The 20791-nt window shown below is 67.5% G+C and carries 19 protein-coding genes and 1 tRNA gene; 9 read left to right on the top strand and 11 right to left on the bottom strand.

Translation table 11 applies throughout. From position 1 onward, the window contains the following. The first annotated feature begins 46 nt into the window (after positions 1–46). Positions 47–121: transfer RNA gene (locus KTJ87_RS16905), tRNA-Gly, on the top strand. A 103-nt stretch (positions 122–224) separates the two neighbouring features. On the opposite strand, the gene KTJ87_RS16900 is transcribed toward KTJ87_RS16905, so the two are convergent. The 3 genes from KTJ87_RS16900 to KTJ87_RS16890 all read right to left on the bottom strand — a co-directional run bounded on the left by KTJ87_RS16900 (position 225) and on the right by KTJ87_RS16890 (position 3283). Next, entirely contained in the window at positions 225–1763 is a 1539-nt protein-coding gene (locus KTJ87_RS16900; protein ID WP_267140334.1) for a tripartite tricarboxylate transporter permease, read from the bottom strand. Positions 1764–1773: 10 nt separating this feature from the next. Beyond that, positions 1774–2205, bottom strand: a complete 432-nt coding sequence (locus tag KTJ87_RS16895; protein WP_267140333.1) for a tripartite tricarboxylate transporter TctB family protein — start codon at positions 2203–2205, stop codon at positions 1774–1776. Between the two features lie 79 nt (positions 2206–2284). Then, complete coding sequence (locus KTJ87_RS16890; RefSeq protein WP_267140332.1) at positions 2285–3283, bottom strand: Bug family tripartite tricarboxylate transporter substrate binding protein; 999 nt, start codon at positions 3281–3283, stop codon at positions 2285–2287. 193 nt (positions 3284–3476) lie between these two features. On the opposite strand from KTJ87_RS16890, the gene KTJ87_RS16885 reads away from it, so the two are divergent. Further along, positions 3477–4184, top strand: a complete 708-nt coding sequence (locus tag KTJ87_RS16885) for a hypothetical protein (protein ID WP_267140331.1) — start codon at positions 3477–3479, stop codon at positions 4182–4184. Here the strand turns inward: KTJ87_RS16885 and KTJ87_RS16880 are convergent. The 6 genes from KTJ87_RS16880 to KTJ87_RS16855 all read right to left on the bottom strand — a co-directional run bounded on the left by KTJ87_RS16880 (position 4181) and on the right by KTJ87_RS16855 (position 8904). Next, entirely contained in the window at positions 4181–4606 is a 426-nt protein-coding gene (locus KTJ87_RS16880; protein WP_267140330.1) for a PaaI family thioesterase, read from the bottom strand. The two genes, KTJ87_RS16885 and KTJ87_RS16880, sit on opposite strands and share 4 nt — an antisense overlap. A 90-nt stretch (positions 4607–4696) precedes the next feature. Next, the gene (locus KTJ87_RS16875; protein ID WP_267140329.1) at positions 4697–5473 is read right to left on the bottom strand and encodes a gamma-glutamyl-gamma-aminobutyrate hydrolase family protein; all 777 of its coding nucleotides are present in this window, start codon (positions 5471–5473) and stop codon (positions 4697–4699) included. 130 nt (positions 5474–5603) lie between these two features. After that, on the bottom strand, positions 5604–6029 hold the full coding sequence (locus KTJ87_RS16870) for a GlcG/HbpS family heme-binding protein (RefSeq protein ID WP_267140328.1): 426 nt from the start codon (positions 6027–6029) through the stop codon (positions 5604–5606). 96 nt (positions 6030–6125) lie between these two features. Then, positions 6126–8357 carry a malate synthase G gene (locus tag KTJ87_RS16865; RefSeq protein WP_267140327.1) on the bottom strand — a complete coding sequence of 744 codons (2232 nt, stop codon included), beginning with the start codon at positions 8355–8357 and terminating at the stop codon, positions 6126–6128. Positions 8358–8490: 133 nt separating this feature from the next. Beyond that, a complete protein-coding gene (locus tag KTJ87_RS16860; protein WP_267140326.1) occupies positions 8491–8670 on the bottom strand; it encodes a DUF2256 domain-containing protein in 180 nt (59 codons plus the stop codon). Positions 8671–8706: 36 nt separating this feature from the next. Beyond that, on the bottom strand, positions 8707–8904 hold the full coding sequence (locus tag KTJ87_RS16855) for a hypothetical protein (RefSeq protein WP_267140325.1): 198 nt from the start codon (positions 8902–8904) through the stop codon (positions 8707–8709). 132 nt (positions 8905–9036) lie between these two features. On the opposite strand from KTJ87_RS16855, the gene pepN reads away from it, so the two are divergent. From pepN to KTJ87_RS16835, 4 genes are all read left to right on the top strand, one after another. Beyond that, positions 9037–11607, top strand: coding sequence for an aminopeptidase N (gene pepN, locus KTJ87_RS16850; protein WP_267140324.1), 2571 nt, complete (start codon positions 9037–9039; stop codon positions 11605–11607). Then, positions 11604–12362: an SDR family oxidoreductase gene (locus tag KTJ87_RS16845; RefSeq protein ID WP_267140323.1), complete on the top strand. Its 759-nt coding sequence runs from the start codon at positions 11604–11606 to the stop codon at positions 12360–12362. Before pepN ends, KTJ87_RS16845 begins: the two co-directional genes overlap by 4 nt. Before the next feature lie 67 nt (positions 12363–12429). Further along, positions 12430–12990 carry a type 1 glutamine amidotransferase domain-containing protein gene (locus KTJ87_RS16840; RefSeq protein ID WP_267140322.1) on the top strand — a complete coding sequence of 187 codons (561 nt, stop codon included), beginning with the start codon at positions 12430–12432 and terminating at the stop codon, positions 12988–12990. A gap of 156 nt (positions 12991–13146) precedes the next feature. Further along, a complete protein-coding gene (locus KTJ87_RS16835) occupies positions 13147–14022 on the top strand; it encodes a lysophospholipid acyltransferase family protein (protein WP_267140321.1) in 876 nt (291 codons plus the stop codon). Positions 14023–14106: 84 nt separating this feature from the next. Here the strand turns inward: KTJ87_RS16835 and KTJ87_RS16830 are convergent, their stop codons facing one another. Together KTJ87_RS16830 and KTJ87_RS16825 are read right to left on the bottom strand one after the other, a co-directional pair. Next, positions 14107–14574 (bottom strand): DNA polymerase III subunit chi, encoded by a 468-nt coding sequence (locus KTJ87_RS16830; protein ID WP_267140320.1) that lies wholly within the window; start codon positions 14572–14574, stop codon positions 14107–14109. Continuing rightward, positions 14574–16040 (bottom strand): leucyl aminopeptidase, encoded by a 1467-nt coding sequence (locus tag KTJ87_RS16825; RefSeq protein WP_267140319.1) that lies wholly within the window; start codon positions 16038–16040, stop codon positions 14574–14576. Before KTJ87_RS16825 ends, KTJ87_RS16830 begins: the two co-directional genes overlap by 1 nt. A gap of 160 nt (positions 16041–16200) precedes the next feature. Between KTJ87_RS16825 and KTJ87_RS16820 the strand changes: the two genes are divergently transcribed. Genes KTJ87_RS16820 through pdxA form a run of 3 tightly spaced genes read left to right on the top strand, consistent with a single transcriptional unit; the run spans position 16201 to position 20602 of the window. Next, complete coding sequence (locus KTJ87_RS16820; RefSeq protein WP_267140318.1) at positions 16201–18351, top strand: LPS-assembly protein LptD; 2151 nt, start codon at positions 16201–16203, stop codon at positions 18349–18351. A gap of 38 nt (positions 18352–18389) precedes the next feature. Continuing rightward, the gene (locus KTJ87_RS16815; protein ID WP_267140317.1) at positions 18390–19631 is read left to right on the top strand and encodes a peptidylprolyl isomerase; all 1242 of its coding nucleotides are present in this window, start codon (positions 18390–18392) and stop codon (positions 19629–19631) included. Beyond that, positions 19628–20602, top strand: a complete 975-nt coding sequence (gene pdxA / locus KTJ87_RS16810) for a 4-hydroxythreonine-4-phosphate dehydrogenase PdxA (protein WP_267140316.1) — start codon at positions 19628–19630, stop codon at positions 20600–20602. The genes KTJ87_RS16815 and pdxA overlap by 4 nt, the downstream gene beginning before the upstream one ends. The last annotated feature ends 189 nt before the right edge of the window (positions 20603–20791 follow it).

Raw genomic sequence — 20791 nt, 5'->3', positions numbered from 1 at the left:
TTGCGGCCCCCGGCGGTTATTTATATCTCACGCCTCACCCAAGGATGCGGGCGTAGCTCAGGGGTAGAGCATAACCTTGCCAAGGTTAGGGTCGGGCGTTCGAATCGCCTCGCCCGCTCCAATGGGTCCCTTCGAAACCCCCGAAGGAACAGACGAAAAAGCCCGGACTTCGGTCCGGGCTTTTCGCATTTTCAGGTTCGGATGGTCAGGGTTAGCGCCCACGATCAGTCGCGGATCGAGCCTTCCTCGTCGCCCGCGCGGCGCATCCGGCGGCGCACCATGCCGCCCACGAAGATCGGCAGCAGGAAGCCCACCACAGCCACGGTCCACAGCCCGATGGACAGAGCGCTGTCCACTAGCGTCGTCCAGTCGCCGTTCGAGATCGTGACGGCGCGGCGCAGGTTGTTCTCCATCTGGTTGCCCAGAAGCGTGCCCAGGATCACCGGCACCAGCGGCACGTCGAACTTGCGCAGCACCCAGCCCAGCACGCCGAAGCCCACCATCACCATCAGATCAAAGCTGGAGCCGGAAATGCCGTAGATCCCGACAAAGCTGACCATCGCCACCACCGGCATCAGGATGCGCGGCGGCACCATCAGCACACGGGTGAACAGCCCGACCATCGGAATGTTCATCGCCAGCAGCATGAAGTTGGCGATGAACAGCGCCGCGATCAGGCCCCAGACCACGTCGGGGTTGTTCTGGAACAGCAGCGGCCCCGGCGTGATGTTCAGCGCCAGCAGCACCGCCAGCAGAACCGCCGTGGTGCCCGACCCCGGAACCCCCAGCGCCAGCATCGGCACCAGCGCGCCGCCCGCCGCCGCGTTGTTGCCGGCCTCGGGCGCCGCGACGCCGCGCGGGTCGCCCTTGCCGAAGGTACCGTCGCGGTCGACCAGCTTTTTCTCCATCGAATAGGCGATGAACGAGCCAAGCGACGCTCCCGCCCCCGGCAGGACGCCCGCGAGGAACCCCAGCACCGTGCTGCGCAGCATCGTCGGCGTGCATTTCTTCAGCACCGACCAGGACGGGGTAAGCCGCCCGACGACGATCTTCTTGCCCGCCGCGTCGGCGGACCCGTGGCGATGCTCGAGAAAGATGAACACTTCGGACAGTGCGAACAGCCCGACGATCGCGACTAGAAAATCGATCCCATCGTAAAGGTGCACCTCGCCATAGGTGAAGCGCGGCACACCGGTCTGGGTGTCCACGCCGATCATCGCAAGGCCAAGGCCCAGCATCGCGGCGAAGGCGGATTTCGCCTGGTTGGTCGAGGACACGCCGCCCAGCGTCGCAAACGCCAGCGCGAACAGCGCGAAGTATTCCGCCGGTCCGAACAGCAGCGCGACCTTGACCAGTTGCGGCGCCAGCAGGATCAGGCCCCAGGTGGCAAAGAATGCACCGACGAAGCTGGCGATGCCGGACAGCGTCAGAGCCTCGCCCGCGCGGCCCTGCTGGGCCATCGGATAGCCGTCGAGACAGGTCATCATCGCAGGCTCGTCGCCCGGAATGTTCAAGAGGATCGACGATATGCGCCCCCCATACATCGCCCCGTAATAGACGCTGGTTAGCAGGATCAACGAGGCCGTCGGCCCAAGGCCGAGCGTGAAGGCAAGCGGGATCAGGATCGCCACGCCGTTCGACGGGCCAAGGCCCGGCAGCGCGCCCATGATCGTGCCCAGAAAGCAGCCGAGCAGCGCAAGACCGATGTTCTGCCAGGTCAACGCGATGGCGAACCCGTCGCCGAGAGAAGAAAGCATGTCCATCGCGAAGCCCTCAGAAGCCGAACGGGCCACGGGCCAGCGACAGCCCGAGCACGAGGTGAAAGACGGTATAGATGCCGATGGAGGTGCAGATGCCGATGATCACCGACTGCAGGGGTCCCGACCCCAGCCGCCAGGTCAGATAGGCCGAGGCGAGCGCGGTCGCGGTCACGAAGCCAAGCTCTGGCAGCAACTGGGCATAAAGCAGCATCACCACGATGGCGGCGAGGATCTCGGTCAGGCGGCCCAGCGCAGGCCATGTCGGATTGGGATCGGGGCGCAGCATGATCGCGCCCGAGGCCAGCCCGAGAATGGTTGCGATGATGATCGGGAACGCCTTGGGGCCGACCGCATCGGACAGGAAGCTCTCCTGGATCTGCGTCGCCGACCAGGCGAAGAGAATGGCAATGAAAAGGCCCACGGCCCCGAAGATGCGATCGCTCATCCAGTTCCCCCGGCGTTATGTGGTGTAAGCCGGGCGGCGCAGGATGGCGCGCCGCCCGGATCGCCCGTCTTGGGGGCGATTACTGGATGATGCCGATCTCTTTCGAGATGGCTTCGATCTGTGCGACCGACTCGGCGACAAAGGCTTCGAACGCGGCGCCCTGCAGGTCGAGCGGCGCAATGCCGTTCTGCTCCATGATCGCCTTCCACTCGTCCGAGGCGTACAGCTCGGCGATCTTGGCGACCCAGCCCTCGTAGGCTTCGTCGGACATGCCGCCGGGGCCGTAGAACCCGCGCCAGTTCGCGCCGATGGCGTCGACGCCCTGCTCGCGCGCGGTCGGAAGTTCGGCGAACTCACCGCCCAGACGCTCGGGCGCGAGAACCGCGATCACCTTGATGTCGCCCGAATCCACGAAACCCTTGGCTTCGGACAGATCGCCGGTGAACGCCTGCACCGACCCGGCCAGAAGCTGGGTCACAGCTTCGCCGCCGCCGTCGAAGGCGATGTATTTCACGGCGCGCACGTCCTCGATGCCATAGGCATTCGCGGCGATCAGCACCTTGAGGTGATCCCAGCCGCCAACGGCCGAGCCGCCCGCGATGGACACCGTCGTCGGGTCTGTCTTGATCTGGTCCAGAAGCTCGGGCAGCGTGCTGACCGCGCTGTCGGCGGCAACTGCGATCACGCCATAATCGGCGCCAATCGAGGCAAGCCAGCGCACCTGGTCCATGGTGTTGCCCGGAAACGCGCCCTGGGCCAGACGGGTCGAGGTGGCGGACGAGGCTGCGACGATCAGGTCGTTGCTGTCATTGCGCTTGTTGACGACTTCGGCATAGGCCACGCCGCCGCCACCGCCCGCAAGGTTGACCACCTGCATCGTCTTTTCGATCAGACCGAGATCCTGAAGCGATTTGCCCACCTGGCGGCAGGTGAAATCCCAGCCGCCGCCCGGGTTCGCAGGGGCGATGCACTCGGGGTTTTCGGGTGAAAACATGCTGTGGCTGGCGGTGAATGCGGCAGGCGCGGTCAGCGCAACCGCCGCTGCGGCAAGCGCCGCGCGTGCGAAAGTGATCTTCATTGGTTCCTCCCTGGAGCGCCCGGCACGTCGAGGTGCCGCTTTTCGCGCCGGGAAAGTGTTAGCGATAGCCTGACGCCCGGTCAACACGGTCACTTTGCGGGGGGTGCCAAGACCCTATCGACCTATGCGCAGTTTGTGCTAAACTGCCTCAAATGCTGCCCGACAAGAGGCGGCACCACCGAGAGGCAGTTTCATGAGCATTCGCATTGCGGCACTCGCCGCTTGTCTTGGCGTTTTCGTCACCCCTTTATCCGCACAGTCCGAATTCGGCGGTGAATTCGTGCTTGGCTATTCCTTCGACGCCGGGAACGCGTCGCGCAACAAGCGCGAGATCGGCGTCGCGGGCGAGTTCCGCGCCCAAGGCTTCGGCGGCCAGGCCGATTACACCAACTACCGCCTTGGCGGCACCGGCACGAGCGCGGACGGCTACGGCCTGCACCTGAACTTCTCGCCCAGCCTTGGAACCGCAGTCGGCGGCTTCTACGCCCATGATACCGGCACCACCTTCGGCTCGATCAGCTATTACGGCGCAGAGGCGCAGATCGGCGTCGCGCAAGGCAGTGTCGAGACCCATATCGGGATCGCGCAGTTCGGCGCGGGCAACGGAACGCTCTACGGTTTGCGCGGGGACTACGCGACGCCGCAGGGTGTGAACGTCTACGCCACCGCCGACCACGTCGGCCTCACCGGCGCCTACGTCAACCGCTTCGGCATCGGCGGCGGCGTAACGCTCGCCGACCGGTTCGACCTGTCCGCCGAGATCGGCTCGGCCTCGGTCAACAGCGGCGGCGCCACCACGTCGAGCGCGTATATCGGCCTGCAGGGCAGCGTGACCTTCGGTGCGGGCAAGGGCGCCACCTTCGAACGCCGCGGCCTGCTGAACCGCCTGCCGGGGTTCTAGTCCCGCGCCTTGAAGGTCCCCGTGGCGGTGGCGCACAGGCGCCCCGCCCCGTCCCACATCCGCCCTTCGGTGAAATAGACCTTGCGACCGCCCCCGGTCCGGTGCCCCTCGGCCACCAGCCGCGGGCCTTCCGGCGGCGCAAGGTAGTTCACCGTGATCGACAGCGACATGGTGTGGCGAATGTCGTCGCGCGCGCCGGTGAACGCGCCGGTAAAGCCCATCGCACTGTCCAGAAGCGCCGCCGCGATGCCGCCATGCGGATTGCCGTGCCGGTTCATGTGCTGCGGGCCAAGATCCATCTCGAAACGCGCATACCCGTCACCCCATCCGGTCAGCTGAAAGCCGATCAGGGACTGCGCGGGATACTCCGGCTCGACCAGATCGGCGGGGACGGGATGAAGGTTCGGCGGAATCTCGGTCATCGTCAGGGGGCCCTGTGCAGTCTCGTCGCCCCCCGCATAGCGCTGCTGCGCCGTGGCTTCCAGCCCGGCGCCCGGCCCGTCCGCCCCCGATCAGGCGCTTTTCAGAATCCGTGGGCGCTCCCCGGCCGCCCAGGACCGGACCGCATCGCCGAACGCCTCAAAGAGCTGCCGCGACGGGCGGTCATCCTCGACGTTGAGTTCGGGATGCCACTGCACCGACAGGGTGAACCCGGGCGCATCCTTGATATACAGCGCCTCTGGCGTGCCGTCGTCGGCGAACCCGTCGATCACCACACCCGCGCCGGGGGTCATCACCCCCTGCCCGTGCAGCGTGTTGGTCATGACGCTGCGCGCGCCGAAAAGCCGGTGGAACGGCCCGCCGTCCGCCAAAGTGACACGCTGGCGCAATTCGCGGATCTCGTCGCGGCTGCCGCCCGGGGGCATGCGGTGGTTCATCCGCCCCGGCAGATCGCGGATCTCGGGATGCAGCGTGCCGCCAAAGGCCACTGCGACCTCCTGAAAGCCGCGGCAGATGCCGAACATCGGCTGCCCGCGCTCGACCGCGCGGCGCACCAGCGGCAGCGTGATGCCGTCCCGCTCGCGGTCGAAGGCGCCATGCGCCTCGGTCGCCGCCTCGCCATACTCCTCGGGATGGACATTGGCGCGCCCGCCGGTCAGCAGGAACCCGTCGCAGACCGACATCAGATCGTCGAGATCCACGAGATCGGGATCGGACGGCACGATCAGCGGCAAGGCGCCCGTCACCTTCGCGATCGCCTCGGAACACCAATAGCCGCCCGCATGCACCTTGTAGGTGTCCGAGATCATGTGCGCGTTGCCGATGATACCTACGATGGGGCGGTTCATTCTGCGAAATCCGTGCTGCTCATGCCCCAAGACATAACGCCCCGCCGCGCGCAGATGAAGCCCCAGTGCCGCACATCGCCCTGTGCGGCGGCGAATGCCTCATTTGCGGGCAAATGCCCGAGCGGATGCCCTACGCCTCGCCAGTCAGCCCCGCCGCCGCGATGCCCTTGAGGCCCGCCGCCGCATCGTTGTCCGAGGTGTCGCCGGTCACGCCCGCCGCCCCGATGATCGCGCCGTCCGCGCCGCGGATCAGGATGCCGCCCGGCACCGGGATCACCTTGCCGCCATAGACGCCGTTCACGGCGGCCATGAAATAGGCCTGCGCCTCGGCCCGCTTCATCTGCGCGCTGCCGGGCATCCCCAGCATCACCGCGCCGTAGGCCTTGGCAAAGGCGATCTCGAACCGCCCAGGCGCCGAGCCGTCCTCGCGGGCGAAGGCCAGCAGATGCCCGCCCGCATCCAGCACCGCGACCGCCAGCGGCTTCAGCCCCATCTCGCGCCCTGCCTCGCGCGTCACCCGGATGATCGTCTCGGTAGCTTCAAGCGTCAGGCCCATGTCGTCCCCCTTTTCATCTTTGGTCCACAAATACCTCCGGGGGTCTGGGGGCAGAGCCCCCAGCCCGGTCGCCCCGCGCCAGCGGGGCGAAACGGCTCAGCCCGCCTTCAGCTCCAGCCGCCGGGCGTGCAGCACCGGCTCGGTATACCCCGAAGGCTGCACGCGACCCTTCAGAACCAGATCGCAGGCCGCCTTGAACGCCGGGCCGTCGAAACCGGGCGCCATCGGCACGTAGGCCGGATCCCCCGCGTTCTGGCGATCGACCACAGCGGCCATCTTGCGCATCGCGGCGCGCACCTCGGCCTCGCTCACGATCCCGTGGTGCAGCCAGTTCGCCAGCGCCTGGCTCGAAATGCGGCAGGTCGCGCGGTCCTCCATCAGGCCGACGTCGTGGATGTCGGGCACCTTGGAACAGCCGACCCCGGCGTCGACCCAGCGCACGACATAGCCAAGGATGCCTTGCGCGTTGTTCTCGACCTCTTGCGTGATCTCGGCGCCGGACCAGTTGTGCCCGTCCGCGACCGGGATCGTCAAAAGCTGCCGCAGCGTGGCACGGGCTCCGCCTTGCGCGATCTTCTCCTGCACCGCGGCGACATCCACCTTGTGATAATGCGTCGCGTGCAGCGTCGCGGCGGTGGGCGACGGCACCCAGGCGCAAGTCGCGCCTGCCTGCGGATGGGCAATCTTGGCCTCCAGCATTTCGGCCATGCGGTCCGGCATCGCCCACATGCCCTTGCCGATCTGCGCCCGCCCGCGCAGCCCGCAAGACAGGCCGATGTCGACGTTGCGGTCCTCGTAGGCCCTGATCCAGTCCAAGGTCTTCATGTCGCCCTTGCGCACCATCGGCCCGGCTTCCATCGAGGTGTGGATCTCGTCGCCGGTGCGGTCGAGAAAGCCGGTGTTGATGAACGCGACCCGGTGCCTGGCGGCGCAGATGCATGCACGCAAGTTGGCGCTGGTGCGGCGCTCCTCGTCCATGATCCCCAGCTTGACGGTGTGCAGCGGCAGGCCGAGCATCTCCTCGACATGGGCAAAGACCTCATCGGCAAAGGCGACCTCGGCGGGACCGTGCATCTTGGGCTTCACGACATAGACCGACCCGGTGACCGAGTTGCGCGCGCCGTCCGTCTTGTTCAGGTCGTGCATTGCGATCAGCACCGTGACCGCCGCGTCCATCAGCCCCTCGAACGCCTCATGGCCGTTCCGGTCCAGGATCGCGGGCGTGGTCATCAGGTGGCCGACGTTGCGCACCAGCATCAGGGCGCGGCCCTTGACGCTCAGCGTGCCGCCCCCCGGCGCGGTGTAGCTCGCATCGGGCGCCATGCGGCGGGTGATCGTGCGACCGCCCTTGTCAAAGCGTTCCTCCAGGTCTCCGGTCATCAGGCCCAGCCAGTTGGCATAGGCCAGCCGCTTGTCGGGGCCATCGACGGCGGCCACGGAATCCTCGCAATCCATGATCGTCGACAGCGCCGATTCAAGCCGCACGTCGGCGACATGGGCCGGATCGGATGCACCGATGGTGTGGCCCGCGTCGATCACGATCTCGATCTTGAGGCCGTGGTTCTCGAGCAGGATATGGCTCGGCGCCTCGGGCGCCCCGCGAAAGCCGACGAACTGGTTCGGGCGCGCCAGCGGCACCTCGTGGATGTCGGTCGGCGGCGTCTCGTCCGGGCCCTTGTCGCGGCTGATGGCCGAGACGCTGCCGCGATGATCCTGATCCGCAAGGCGCAAGCCGACCAGCCCGCGCGCCGTGACGCTGTAGCCGACGAGGTCGGCATGGCTTCCCGCGTGCAGTGGGGCGGCCTGATCGAGAAATCCCTTCGCCCAGGCAATCACCCGCGCGCCCCGCGCGGGATCATAGCCGCCGCCCTGCGGTGCATCGCCCAGCGCGTCTGTGCCGTAGAGCGCATCATAGAGAGACCCCCAGCGCGCGTTCGCCGCGTTCAGCGCAAAGCGCGCATTGGTGATCGGCACGACCAGCTGCGGCCCAGCGATGCGTGCGAATTCGGGGTCGGTCGGCGGCGTCTCGATCTCGAAATCCGGGCCGTCCTCGACCAGATAGCCGATCTCGCGCAGGAACACTTCGTAGGCGTCCGCGTCATGGGGCTGGCCCCGGCGCGCGATGTGCCAGTCGTCGATGCGGCGCTGCATCTCCTCGCGCGTGTCCAGAAGCGCGCGGTTCCTCGGGCCGAAGTCGTGGACCAGTTCCGACAGACCCTGCCAGAAGGTATCGGGATCGACGCCTGTGCCGGGGATCGCCCGGGTGTCGATGAATTCCGCCAGGCTGCTTTCGACCTGTAGTCCGAATTTCTGCGTGCGGTCCGTCATGCCTGCCTCCGGTTCTGCCCGGCTCATGGGCGGGCTTCGCAGAGCGATAGGAAAAAAGTTTCCGATAGGCAACAAGCGTTCTGATGCGAAAGGGCTGCAGGCCCGCTCAAGATGCAAGGTCGCACCCCGAGGGTCAGGCGGCAGGCATCTTGCGCGATCCTGAGGCGGATGACCCCCGCGCGCCGCGGCAGCGGTCAGAGCAGTAGCGCACCTCGTCCCACACCCGCGCCCATTTCTTGCGCCAGCTGAACCGGCGGCCGCAGGTGGCACAGGTCTTCTGCGGCAGGTCGGCCTTTCGGATGGCTTTGGGCATGCCCCGCTTTACCTTGTTCCCGCGCGGCCCCACGCGTCAGTCGGCGGGAACCTCTTCTCCGGTGCGCCCGTCGATCAGCGTGTCCGCGCCGTCGGGCTCGTTGCCCGTCATGACGACATAGGCGGTCAAGGCCAGAAGCAAGAGCAGCGCAACCGAGACCGCGACGGCGATGCCGACAAGCGGCCCCTTGTGGCGGCGTTCCTGCTTTTCGATGTCTGTCTTCGGTGCTGACACTGAATTTCCCCTTTATAATCACCCGGCATCCGTGAAACGAATATCCCTTGTCGGACCAACGCCCGGGCGACGGGATTTGGTTCCGTCCAACGCCCGGATTTCATGTGAAAAACTCCAAGGAGGCTCGATGTGATGAAAGACAGTGCGCCGCAGGCCGTCCATCTGGCAGACTATACGCCCCCCGCCTGGTTGGTAGAGCGTACCGAGTTGATCTTTCGCCTCGATCCGACTGCGACGCGCGTGATCTCGTCGATCCGGTTTCACCGCAACCCCGACGTTCCGCGCGGCGATCTCTGGCTTGACGGCGAGGCCCTCAAGCTGATCGAGGCGCGCATCGACGGAACGCCCCTGTCCGGCCATGAGATGACCGAGCGCGGCCTGAGGGTGCCCGCCGATCGACTGCCGCAGGACAGCTTTACCTGGGAGGCGGAAGTCGAGATCGCGCCCGCCGAAAACACCGCGCTGGAGGGGCTTTACATGTCGAAGGGCATGTATTGCACCCAATGCGAGGCCGAGGGGTTCCGCAAGATCACCTATTATCCCGACCGCCCGGACGTGATGGCCCCGTTCAGCGTGCGGATCGAGGGCGAGCCGCCGGTGATGCTGTCGAACGGCAACCCCGTCAGGATGGAGCGCGGGGTGGCGGTCTGGCACGATCCGTGGCCGAAACCGTCCTACCTGTTCGCGCTGGTCGCGGGCGATCTGCGCGCGGTCGAGGACAGCTACACCACAGGCTCGGGGCGCAAGGTATCGCTCGCGGTCTGGGTGCGCCCGGGCGACGAATCGCGCTGCGACTACGCGCTGGACGCCCTGAAACGCTCGATGCGCTGGGACGAAGAGGTGTATGGCCGCGAATACGATCTGGACGTGTTCAACATCGTTGCGGTGGACGATTTCAACATGGGCGCGATGGAGAACAAGGGGCTGAACATCTTCAACTCCAAATACGTCCTGGCGTCACCGGAAACCGCGACCGACCGCGATTACGAGATGATCGAGGGGATCGTCGCGCACGAGTATTTCCACAACTGGACCGGCAACCGCGTGACTTGCCGCGACTGGTTCCAGCTGTGCCTGAAAGAGGGGCTGACGGTCTACCGCGACCAGCAGTTCTCGGGCGACGCGCGCAGCCACGCGGTCAAGCGCATCGACGACGTTCTGCAACTGCGCGCCCGCCAGTTCCGCGAGGACAACGGCCCGCTTGCGCATCCGGTGCGGCCCGGCTCTTATGTCGAGATCAACAACTTCTACACCGCGACCGTCTACGAGAAGGGCGCCGAGGTGATCGGGATGCTCAAGCGTCTGGTGGGCGATGCCGCCTATGACCGCGCGCTGCGGCTCTACTTCGACCGCCACGACGGCGATGCCGCCACGATCGAGGACTGGCTTGCGGTGTTCCAGGAGGTGACGGGCCGCGACCTTCAGCAATTCTCGAAATGGTACACCCAGGCGGGCACGCCGCGCGTCGAGGTGTCCGAGGCGTTCGCGGATGGCACCTATACCCTGACCCTGCGCCAGCACACGCCGCCGACGCCCGGCCAGTCCGTCAAGGACCCGCTGGTGATCCCGGTCGCCGTTGGCCTTCTGTCTCCGAACGGCGACGAGGTGGTGCCGACGACGGTGCTGGAGCTGACCGAGGCGGAACAGAGCTTTTCGTTCCCCTCGCTCGGCGCGAAACCCGTGCCCTCGCTGTTGCGCGGCTTTTCGGCGCCGGTGATCCTTACGCGAGAGACCAGCGCCGAGGAACGCGCCTTCCTGTTGGCCCATGACACCGACCCCTTCAACAAGTGGGAGGCGGGTCGCAGTCTGGCCAAGGACGTGCTGACGCGGATGGTCACCGACGGCGCCTCGCCCGGCCCGGCGTATCTGGATGCGCTGGAACGGGTGGCGCGCGACGAGGCGCTGGACCCCGCGTTCCGGTCGCTGGCGCTGCGCCTGCCGTCGGACGACGACATGGCGCAGACCCTGTTCGACGGCGGCGTGACCCCCGATCCGCTGGCGATCCGGCAGGCGCGCGAGAGGCTGGGCAACGCGCTGGCCGAGCGGTTGTCGGGCGTCTTGCCCGACCTCTACGAGGCGATGAACATCCCCGGCCCCTACACGCCCGATGCGCGGGCGGCGGGGTGCCGCGCGCTGCGCCTCACCTCGCTTGGCCTTCTGACCCGGCTGGATCAGGGCACGCTGGCCGCGCGGCAGTTCCGGGATGCGGACAACATGACCGAGCAGCTGGGCGCGCTGTCCTGCCTTCTGGATCACGGGCGCGGGCAGGACGAGCTGCAGGGCTTCTATCGCCGCTGGCGCGATGACCGGCTGGTGATGGACAAATGGTTCATGCTGCAGGTGCTGCACGCCGCGCCGCTGGATGCCGCCGGGATCGCGGACCAGTTGACGGCGCACCCCGATTTCGACTGGAAGAACCCCAACCGTTTCCGCGCGGTGATCGGCGGGTTGACGGCGAACGCGGCGGGGTTCCACGCGCCGGACGGCGCCGCCTACCGGCTGGTGGCGGACTGGCTGATCCGGCTCGACCCACTCAACCCGCAGACCACGGCGCGGATGACGACGGCGTTCGAGACCTGGGGGCGCTATGACGCGGACCGGCAGGCGATGATGACCGGCGAATTGCGCCGCATCCTGGCCACGAAGGACCTGTCGCGGGACACCACCGAGATGGTCAGCCGCATCCTTGGCGACGCCGCATGACCCGGCCAGACCAGAGGCCGGTCCTGTTCGTCACCGGCGCCAGCGCCGGGATCGGCGCGGCGGTCGCCCGGATGGCGGCCGCCGACTGGGACCTCGCGCTTGGCTACCACAGCGACCGCGCGGGCGCCAAGGCGGTGGCGGCGGACTGCGCCGCAAAGGGCGCGCGCACCGCGTTGATCGGCGCGGACCTGTCGCAGCCCGAGGGTGTCGAGGCCGCCTTTTCCCAACTCGACGAGGCCTTTGACGGGCTGGACGCGCTGGTGAACAACGCCGGTGTCGTGGATCTGGCGCAGCCGGTGGCGGATTACGAGGCCGCCCGCGTGGTGCGGATGGTGGCGACGAACCTCACCGGACCGATCCTTGTCGCAGGGGCGGCGGTGCGGCGGATGTCGACCGCGCTTGGCGGCAACGGCGGCGGCATCGTCAACGTCTCGTCGGAGGCGGCGCGGCACGCCGCGCCCGGCCAGTATGTCGATTATGCCGCCACCAAGGCCGCCATCGACACCCTCACGCGCGGGCTGGCGATCGAGGTTGCGGGCGACGGCATCTGCGTCAACGCGGTTCGCCCGGGCATCATCGACACCGGCATCCACGCCAAGGGCGGCGTGCCGGGCCGCGCGGCAACTCTGGGCCCGCACGTCCCGGCTGGGCGCGCGGGAACCCCGGACGAGGTGGCACAGGCGGTCCTGTGGCTGCTGTCGGAGGAATCCAGCTATGTCACGGGGGCGTTACTGGATGTGGCTGGCGGGCGCTGAGCCAGGCGGAACCCGTCGCCGTTCCAGACGTTTGCAAGGCAACACGCACCCATCTGGAGGGAAACCGATGCCTGCCATCAACGAAGCGAAGATTCTCATTCTCGCCACGCACGGTTTCGAGCAGTCCGAACTCGAAGCCCCGCGCGACAAGCTGTCCTCGATCGGCGCGACCGTTCACCTTGCCACCCCCGGCGGCGAGGATATCCGCGGCTGGGACCAGGACCACTGGGGCGACATCGCGCACCATGATGTCGCACTGGAAACCGTCAAGGCGGACGATTACGACGCCATCGTCCTGCCGGGCGGCCAGATCAACCCCGACCTTCTGCGCGTGAACGAGGACGCGCTGAAGCTGATCCGGGCCTTCTTCGATCAGGGCAAGACCGTTGCGGCGATCTGCCATGCGCCTTGGCTGCTGGTCGAGACCGGCATCGCCAAGGGCCGCACGATGACCAGCTACCCGTCGCTGAAGACCGACGTCATCAACGCGGGCGCAACCTGGGTCGACGAGGCGGTGATCGCCGACAACGGCGTTATCACCAGCCGCAATCCGGGCGATCTGGACGCCTTCTGCAGCAAGATCATCGAGGAAATCCAGGAAGGCTTGCACGAGCGAAAGGCTGCCTGATCCGATGATCGCTCTTGCGAAATGGTCGGTTTCGGCCGATTTTGACCCCGTCGCGGCAGCACGCGGCGGGGTTTTCGTGGGCGCGCTGCGCGTCCCCGAGGAGGCACCCCGCAACGGTGTCACACGCATGTCGCGTTGTTTTGGGAAGGGGTTGGGATGCGTGAGAGACTCGATCCTCTGATCGCCGAACGGGCCCCCTGGCTTTTCGCCAGCCGCCCCGGCACACGTCCCGCCCGGTGGGTCCTGGAGCGGATGCTCGGCTATGGCCGCACGCTGGAGCTTGGGGCCTATTTCCGCGACAAGTCAAACGCCGAGATCATGGCGCACATGGGCAAGCTGCTGGCGCGGGATCTCAAGGTCACCGGGTTGCAGAACATTCCGCGTCACGGCCCCGCGCTGGTGGTGTCGAACCATCCCACGGGGATCGCCGACGGCATCATGATGCATGCCGCGCTGGCCCCGATCCGCCCCGATCTTTACGTCTACGCCAATTCCGACATACTGCGCGTGCTGCCGCAGATGTCCGAGATGATCGTCCCGGTCGAATGGCGCCCCGAGAAGCGCAGCCACGCCAAGACCCGCGAGACGATGCAGCTGACCAAGACCGCGATAGAGGCGGGACGGCTGGGCGTAATCTTTCCGTCCGGGCGGCTGGCGAAACGTCGCGGCCTGCGCCTGTTCGAGCGTGACTGGATGGCCTCGGCCGCGATGATCGCGCGCAAGTTCGACGTGCCGGTGATCCCGGTGAACATCCGCGCCCGCAACTCGGCGCTGTTCTACCTGTTCGACGCGATCCACCCCACCTTGCGCGACATCACGCTGTTCCACGAGACGCTGAACAAGCACCGCCAGCCCTACCGGATCAACGTCGGCGAGCCGATCTCGGCCTCGGCCCTGCCGGTGCGGTCCGAGGACGGCATCGAGTTCCTGCGGCGCGCGACCCTTGCGCTTGGCGGCCGCTATGCGCCCACGGTGTCACTGGTCGACATGACGCGGCATCCGTTCCGCGCGAGATCCCCGGCGACGGGATAGGGCGGCGAGGCTGGGGGGACGCTGTCCCCCCAGACCCCCCTGGAGGTATTTGAAGACCAAAGATGACAAGGTGCGCGCACCGGGTCAGCTGCCGCCGCTTTCCGCCTTCTTTTCCCAGCGGCCCGAGTCCTCGGACCAGTATTGCGCGGCGGCCCCGGCGGCAGTGAGGGTTTTCCACTGGCCGCGCGCGGTCTGCACGGACGCGGCATCGTTGCCGTCGAAAAGGATGCACACCCGGTCAAGCGCCGCGACCTCGTCCGGAGCGATGTCGGCGCCGTCGATCGCCATGACGCAGGTGGCGGCATTCGGCGCGGCGCGGGCGGTGGTCAGAAGGATCGGCTGGTCGGCATCGTTCGGCCCGCCCGCCAGCCCATGCGGCAGGAACCCGTCCTCTGCCCCGAGCCACAGTTTCTGGTCGAGCCAGTCCAGCCGCGCGGGATCGGTGCCGCGCACCGCCACGCGCCAGCCCGCCTGACGCGCCTTGGCCAGCAGCATCGGCAGCGCGGCCTCGAGCGGCTGGCGCGTCAGGTGGTAGAAGTATGCCGCGCCCATCAGCCCTCGAAGCCGTCGCGGATCAGCCGGTCGAGCGTCAGGACCCCCCAGCCCGAGGCGCCTTTGGGTGCATGGGCGCTTTCCGATTTGGTCGAGGCAACGCCCGCGATGTCGAGATGCACCCACGGGGTGCCGTCCTTGACGAATCGCTGCAGGAACTGCGCGGCGGTGATCGAGCCGGCCGGACGGCCGCCGACGTTCTTCATGTCGGCGATGTCGGATTTCAGCTGCGCGTCGTAGGCCGGATCGAGCGGCATGCGCCACGCGCCCTCGCCTACCGCGCCGGCCGCCTTGAGCACCTGCCCCGACAACGTGTCGTCGTTCGAGAAGACGCCCGCCTTCTCATGGCCGAGGCCGATGATGATGGCGCCGGTCAGGGTGGCCAGGTCGACCATGGCGCGAGGCTGATAGGTTTCCTGCGCGTACCACATCACGTCGGCCAGAACGAGGCGGCCCTCGGCGTCGGTGTTGATGATCTCGACGGTGTCGCCCTTCATCGAGGCGACCACGTCGCCGGGACGTATGGCGTTGCCGTCGGGCATGTTCTCGACCAGCCCGACAAGGCCAACGACATTGGCCTTCGCCTTGCGCAGCGCGAGCGTCTTCATCACGCCCGACACCACGCCTGCGCCGCCCATGTCCATCGTCATGTCTTCCATACCCGCGGCGGGCTTGATCGAGATGCCGCCGGTGTCGAATACGACCCCCTTGCCGACCAGCGCCACCGGCGCCTCGTCGCCGCCGCCCATCCAGCGCATCACCACCATCTTGGTCGGCGCGCGGCTACCCTGCCCCACGGCAAGCAAGAGCCGCATCCCCAATTCTTCCAGCCGGTCCTCGTCCAGCACCTCGACCTCGAGGCCGATGCCGCGCAGCGCCTCCAGCCGGGCGGCGAATTCGGTCGTCGTCAGCACGTTGGCGGGGGCCGAGACCAGATCGCGGGTGAAGAACACGCCTTCGGCCAGCGCGAACACGGCATCGACCGCCGCACGGTGATCGTCGGGCGCTCCGACCATCAGCGTGATCGGCGCCTCGGGGTCGGCGGCCTTGGTCTTCTGGTCGCTGTAGGCATAGGCGCGCAGCGTCGCGCCCAGCAGCACGCCAGCGGCATGCTTGCGGTTGCCGCCAAGGATCAGCAGCGGCTTGCCTGCCTTGATCCGGCCCAATGCAACCCCGGCCTTGCGCGCAGCCTCATCCCCGGCGCGGCGGTCCAGCTTGACCACGACGACCCCATGCGCGGCCATGCCGGATGGATAGGCGATCTCGGCGGCGTCGCCCTGTTTCATCTCGGTGAACCTGCCCGATGCCGCCATCCTCTCGAGCGCGCCGCGCGTCAGCCGGTTGACCCGGCGCCCGGCGGGATCGAGTCGCCCGTCCTCTTCGACGAAGATCGCGACGCGGCCCTCGAACGCCGCGATCGCGTCCAGATCGGTTTCGGTCAGCGTTGCGGGGGCGGGTGTGGTCATGTTGCGTCTCCTGTGGTCGATCCCCGCAATAGGTAGCGGCGGGGTCAAGGATTTGCCAGATATCAGTTTCGCGGGCGCGGACGATCCGCTAGGGTCGTGCGCAGTGAACGGGGGCGATGAAGACGTGCTGCACACGGGCCGTGCGAACGGAACTTTGATGGTGCTCCGGCGGCTGCTATGGCAGATCGCCTTCGTGGTGCTGTGTGCGGCCGGCGCCGCCGCGCAGACCCCTGCCACGCTGGTCGCCGATCAGGTGGCCCTGTCCGGCGATCAGACCATCACCGCGACCGGAAACGTCGAGGTGCTGTACGAGGGATCGCGCCTGCGCGCCCCGCGTATCGTCTATGACCAGGAGGCCGACCGCATCGTCATCGACGGGCCGCTGACCATCGTGCAGCCCGATGGCACGGTGCTGACCGGCGAGCAGGCGGATCTCGACGCCGACCTTCTGAACGGCATCGTCCTTGGCGCGCGGATCGTGCTGGACGAACAGATGCAGATCGCCGGGGCCGAGGCGTTCCGCGTGAACGGACGCTACAACCAGCTTGGCAATGCCGTCGCATCGACCTGCCGGGTGTGCGGCGACGGTCCGCCGTTGTGGCAGATCCGGGCGCGCCGCGTGGTGCACGACCAGGAAGAAAAACAGATCTACTTCTACGATGCCCGGTTCGAGGTCGGCGGGCTGCCGATCGCCTATCTTCCGCGCCTGCGGATGCCCGACCCAACGCTCAAGCGCGCTACCGGCTTCCTCACGCCCAGCTACCGGGTCAGCGACCTGTTCGGCTTTGGCATAAAGGTGCCCTACTTCATCGCGATAGACGATCACCAGGACCTGCTCTTGACGCCCTATCTTGCGCCTGAGACGCGGACGCTGGAATTCCGCTATCGCCGGGCGCTGCGCAACGGCTTTGTCACGGTGCAGGGCGCGGTCAGCGATGACAGCATCCGGCCCGGGCAACTGCGCTATTTCATCAAGGCCGATACCACGTTCAATCTGCCGCGCGATTTCGCGCTGGCCTTTTCGATCAACGATGCGTCGGACGCCAGCTACGGGTCGGAATACGGGTTCCCGGTCAGCACCGAATTTGCCAGCAGCGCGTCGCTGTCGCGCACCAAGCGGGCGTCATACTTCAACGCCGAAGCCAACTATTACGAGACAAAGTCGAACACGCCGACGGTCAGCTATGGCACGTCTGCCACAACGCGCCTGAGCCTGCTGTATGATCGCAGGTTCACGCCGCTGTCGCTGGGCGGCGAGGGGCGGTTCCAGTTCGAACTTGCCGGTCTCAACCGCCCGCTGCGCACCATCACGCCCGCGATCACAGCCTCTTGCACCGCCGAGAGCGTGCTCGACTGCACCGCGCGCGATTCGGTGCAGGCCCATGCGGAAATCGACTGGCAGAAGAACTGGTTTCTCGCGGGCGGCGTGGTGGCCGGGTTCGAGGCAGGGCTTGCGGGAGACTACGTCCTGACCCGCGACGATCCGGCCTTTGGGTCCAACCTGGCGCAGGCGGTTCCCACGGTCGCCACCAGCCTGCGTTGGCCGGTGTCGCGGCAGACACGGTCGGGCAGCCAGCTGCTCGAGCCGATCCTGCAGGTCGGCTATGCCGGACTTCTCGGCGACCGTCTGCCGAACGATGACAGCCGCCTGAACGAATTCGACTTCGGCAACTTCCTCAAGCTCAGCCGCTTTTCGGGCGACGACCGCACCGAGGAAGGCCTGCAGGCCGCGCTTGGCCTGACCTGGAGCCATTATGCCAACAGTGGCTGGACGCTGCACCTTGCGGGCGGGCGGGTGTTCCGAGACCGCACGACGGCTGGCTTTTCCAACTCCAGCGGCCTGTCCGGGTCTGCGACCGACTACCTTGTCGCGGCGGGGGTCGAATACGAGGGCTGGACCCTTCAATCGCGGCTGCTGCTCGATCCCGGCCTCGATGTCACCCGGGCCGAGGCGCGCGCGGGCTTCAGCATGAACAGGCTGTCGGTTTCGGGCACCTATTTCTATTCGCTGGCCGATCTGGCCGAGTCGCGCGCCACCGATGTCAGCGAAATCGCATTCAGCGGCGGGATCAGCCTGTCGCAGCGCTGGTCGACGGCGTTCTCGACCCGGTTCGACCTTGTCGCGGACCGGCGCGACGACACCGTGATCGACCTGACCTATCAGAACGAGTGTATCCGGGTTGGCCTCAGCTGGACGCAGCGATACATCTCATCCACAAGCGCGACGCAGGAAACGGCCTATGGCATCACCATTGGCCTCAACGGCGTCGGCAACGATGCACGGCGGTTCCGGCGCACCTGCTCTGGCTGATCCGCCGCCCCCCGCGACGACCGAAAGGAACACGACCCATGTCCCCGCGTCTTACACGTCTCGCCGCAAGCGCCCTGATGGCCCTGTGCATAGCAGTCCTTGGCACGTCAGGGGCGATGGCGCAGAACCTGTTCGCGCCCGTCGCGCGGGTGAACGACCAGATCGTGACGCAGTATGAACTGAACCAGCGGGCCCTGTTCTTCGACGCCCTTCGCGCGCCCGGCAATTCGGAAGAGCGCGCGCTTGAGGTTCTGATCGAGGAACGCCTGCAGACCGAGGCGGCGCGCCGCGCGGGCGTCACCCTGACCGACGAACAGGTGCAGGCCGGGATGGAGGAATTCGCAAGCCGCGCCAACCTCACCGCCGAGCAGTTCGTCGCCGCGCTGGGGCAGGAAGGCGTCGATGCGCTGTCGTTCCGCGAATTCGTGCGCAACGGCCTGCTGTGGCGCGAATTGGTCGGCCAACGCTTTGGCCCCCGCGCCCAGGTGACCGAGGCCGAGATCGACCGTGCGATCGAGTTGGGCTCGACCCAGACAGGCGTGCGCGTGCTTCTGTCCGAGGTGATCCTGCCCGCAGACACGCCCGAACGCTCTGCCGCCGCGCGCACCCGCGCCACCCAGATCGCTGCCATCGACACCCTGCCCGCCTTTGCCTCGGCGGCGCAGCAGTTCTCGGCAGCGCCGTCGCGCGGACGCGGCGGGCGCCTCGACTGGATGCCGCTGTCGAATCTGCCGCCGCAAATCTCCAGCCAGGTGCTGGCACTGAATGTCGGCGAAGTCACCGCGCCGATCCCGCTGCCGAATGCGATCGCGCTGTTCCAATTGCGCGCGCTTGAGGAAACCGGCGTGCCGACACCCGAAGCGGTGTCGGTGGAATTCGCGCGCCTGTTCCTGCCGGGCGGACGCACCGAGGATGCACTGGCGCGCGCCCGCGACATCGAGGCCGAGGTGGACACCTGCGACGACCTTTACGGCATCGCGCAGAACCTGCCCGAGGACCAACTGCGCCGCGACACCATCGCGGTCGGCGAGTTGCAGGGCGATATCGCGCTGGAACTGGCGCAGCTTGACGAGGGCGAGGTGTCGACCAACCTGACCACGGCCGACGGCAGCGCCCTGGTGTTCCTGATGCTGTGCGGACGCACCCTGGCCCTGAGCGAGGACGTCTCGCGCGAGCAGATCCGCGAGAACCTGTTCAACCAGCGCGTCCAGTCCTATGCCGACGGGTATCTGGCGGAACTAAAGGCCGACGCGGTCATCACCTACCCCGAGGGGCAATGACCCTCGCGCCCATTGCGGTCAGCTGCGGCGAACCTGCGGGCATCGGCCCCGAGATCGCGGCCCGGGCATGGGAGCATTTCAGGGAGCGTCTGCCGCTGTTGTGGATCGGCGATCCGCGCCACCTGCACGGGCTTGTTCCCGTCGAGGAGGTCGCCGACCCCGCCAATGCCGCCCGCGCCGCGCGCAGCGGGTTGCCGGTCTGGCCGCTGCGCTTTCCCAAGCCGTCGATCCCCGGCACGCCCGATCCGGCCAATGCCCAAGGCGTGATCGATGCCATCGCTCAAGGTGTGGCGCTGGTGCAGGATGGCCGCGCCCGCGCGCTGTGCACGGCGCCGATCCACAAGAAGGCGCTCATCGACGGGGCGGGCTTTGGCTATCCCGGCCACACCGAATACCTTGCCGCGCTGGCGGGGGACGTGCGCGTGGTGATGATGCTGGCCTGCGATTTGCTGAAGGTGGTGCCCGCAACGATCCACATCCCGCTGGCCGAGGTGCCGGGCGCGCTGACGGCGGCGGGCCTCGCAGAGACGATCCGCATCACCGACGCCGCGCTGCGCCGTGATTTCGGCATAAGCGCGCCGCGCATCGCCGTCGCGGGGCTGAACCCCCACGCGGGCGAAGGCGGCGCGATGGGGCGCGAGGAGGTGTCGATGATCGGCCCGCTACTGGACACCCTGCGGGCCGAGGGGATGGCTGTCGCGGGCCCGATGTCGGCGGACACGATGTTCCACGCCGCCGCCCGCGCGCGCTATGACGCGGCGATCGCGATGTATCACGACCAGGCGCTGATCCCGATCAAGACGCTGGATTTCGCGGGCGGGGTCAACGTGACACTGGGCCTGCCGTTCATCCGCACCTCGCCCGATCACGGCACCGCGCTGGACATCGCGGGCACCGGTGTCGCCGATCCGTCGAGCATGATCGCGGCGCTGGAGATGGCGCAGCGGATGGCGGAGGCGCGGGGTGCCTGAGAGCGATTGCGCGGCCAGCGGCGTCATTGGATTGACGAGGTCTTGCGACGCCTGCGGCGTCATTGGATTGATAAGGTTTTGCGACGCCTGCGGCGTCGCGGGGGCCGGGGGGGGGGGGGGGGGGGGCCCCCCGGGGGGCCCCCCGCGCCCCCCCCCCCCCGCCCCCCCCCGCCCGGGCCCCGCGCCGCC

Source organism: Anianabacter salinae (genome assembly GCF_019061145.1).
In the GTDB taxonomy this organism is placed as follows: Bacteria; Pseudomonadota; Alphaproteobacteria; order Rhodobacterales; family Rhodobacteraceae; genus Anianibacter; species Anianibacter salinarum.
Note: the sequence above shows the minus strand (reverse complement) of the source record. Positions and strands in the feature narration are given on the sequence as shown.

Excerpts from the sequence above, each read along its gene's own strand:
- KTJ87_RS16830 (WP_267140320.1), bottom strand. The coding sequence starts at position 14,574 with ATGGGCGCGGCATACTTCTACCACCTGACGCGCCAGCCGCTCGAGGCC.
- KTJ87_RS16845 (WP_267140323.1), top strand. The coding sequence starts at position 11,604 with ATGACCCGGCCAGACCAGAGGCCGGTCCTGTTCGTCACCGGCGCCAGC.
- pepN (WP_267140324.1), top strand. The coding sequence starts at position 9,037 with ATGAAAGACAGTGCGCCGCAGGCCGTCCATCTGGCAGACTATACGCCC.
- KTJ87_RS16825 (WP_267140319.1), bottom strand. The coding sequence starts at position 16,040 with ATGACCACACCCGCCCCCGCAACGCTGACCGAAACCGATCTGGACGCG.
- KTJ87_RS16880 (WP_267140330.1), bottom strand. The coding sequence starts at position 4,606 with ATGACCGAGATTCCGCCGAACCTTCATCCCGTCCCCGCCGATCTGGTC.
- pdxA (WP_267140316.1), top strand. The coding sequence starts at position 19,628 with ATGACCCTCGCGCCCATTGCGGTCAGCTGCGGCGAACCTGCGGGCATC.
- KTJ87_RS16860 (WP_267140326.1), bottom strand. The coding sequence starts at position 8,670 with ATGCCCAAAGCCATCCGAAAGGCCGACCTGCCGCAGAAGACCTGTGCC.
- KTJ87_RS16885 (WP_267140331.1), top strand. The coding sequence starts at position 3,477 with ATGAGCATTCGCATTGCGGCACTCGCCGCTTGTCTTGGCGTTTTCGTC.
- KTJ87_RS16870 (WP_267140328.1), bottom strand. The coding sequence starts at position 6,029 with ATGGGCCTGACGCTTGAAGCTACCGAGACGATCATCCGGGTGACGCGC.
- KTJ87_RS16875 (WP_267140329.1), bottom strand. The coding sequence starts at position 5,473 with ATGAACCGCCCCATCGTAGGTATCATCGGCAACGCGCACATGATCTCG.
- KTJ87_RS16890 (WP_267140332.1), bottom strand. The coding sequence starts at position 3,283 with ATGAAGATCACTTTCGCACGCGCGGCGCTTGCCGCAGCGGCGGTTGCG.
- KTJ87_RS16900 (WP_267140334.1), bottom strand. The coding sequence starts at position 1,763 with ATGGACATGCTTTCTTCTCTCGGCGACGGGTTCGCCATCGCGTTGACC.
- KTJ87_RS16835 (WP_267140321.1), top strand. The coding sequence starts at position 13,147 with ATGCGTGAGAGACTCGATCCTCTGATCGCCGAACGGGCCCCCTGGCTT.
- KTJ87_RS16865 (WP_267140327.1), bottom strand. The coding sequence starts at position 8,357 with ATGACGGACCGCACGCAGAAATTCGGACTACAGGTCGAAAGCAGCCTG.
- KTJ87_RS16815 (WP_267140317.1), top strand. The coding sequence starts at position 18,390 with ATGTCCCCGCGTCTTACACGTCTCGCCGCAAGCGCCCTGATGGCCCTG.
- KTJ87_RS16895 (WP_267140333.1), bottom strand. The coding sequence starts at position 2,205 with ATGAGCGATCGCATCTTCGGGGCCGTGGGCCTTTTCATTGCCATTCTC.
- KTJ87_RS16840 (WP_267140322.1), top strand. The coding sequence starts at position 12,430 with ATGCCTGCCATCAACGAAGCGAAGATTCTCATTCTCGCCACGCACGGT.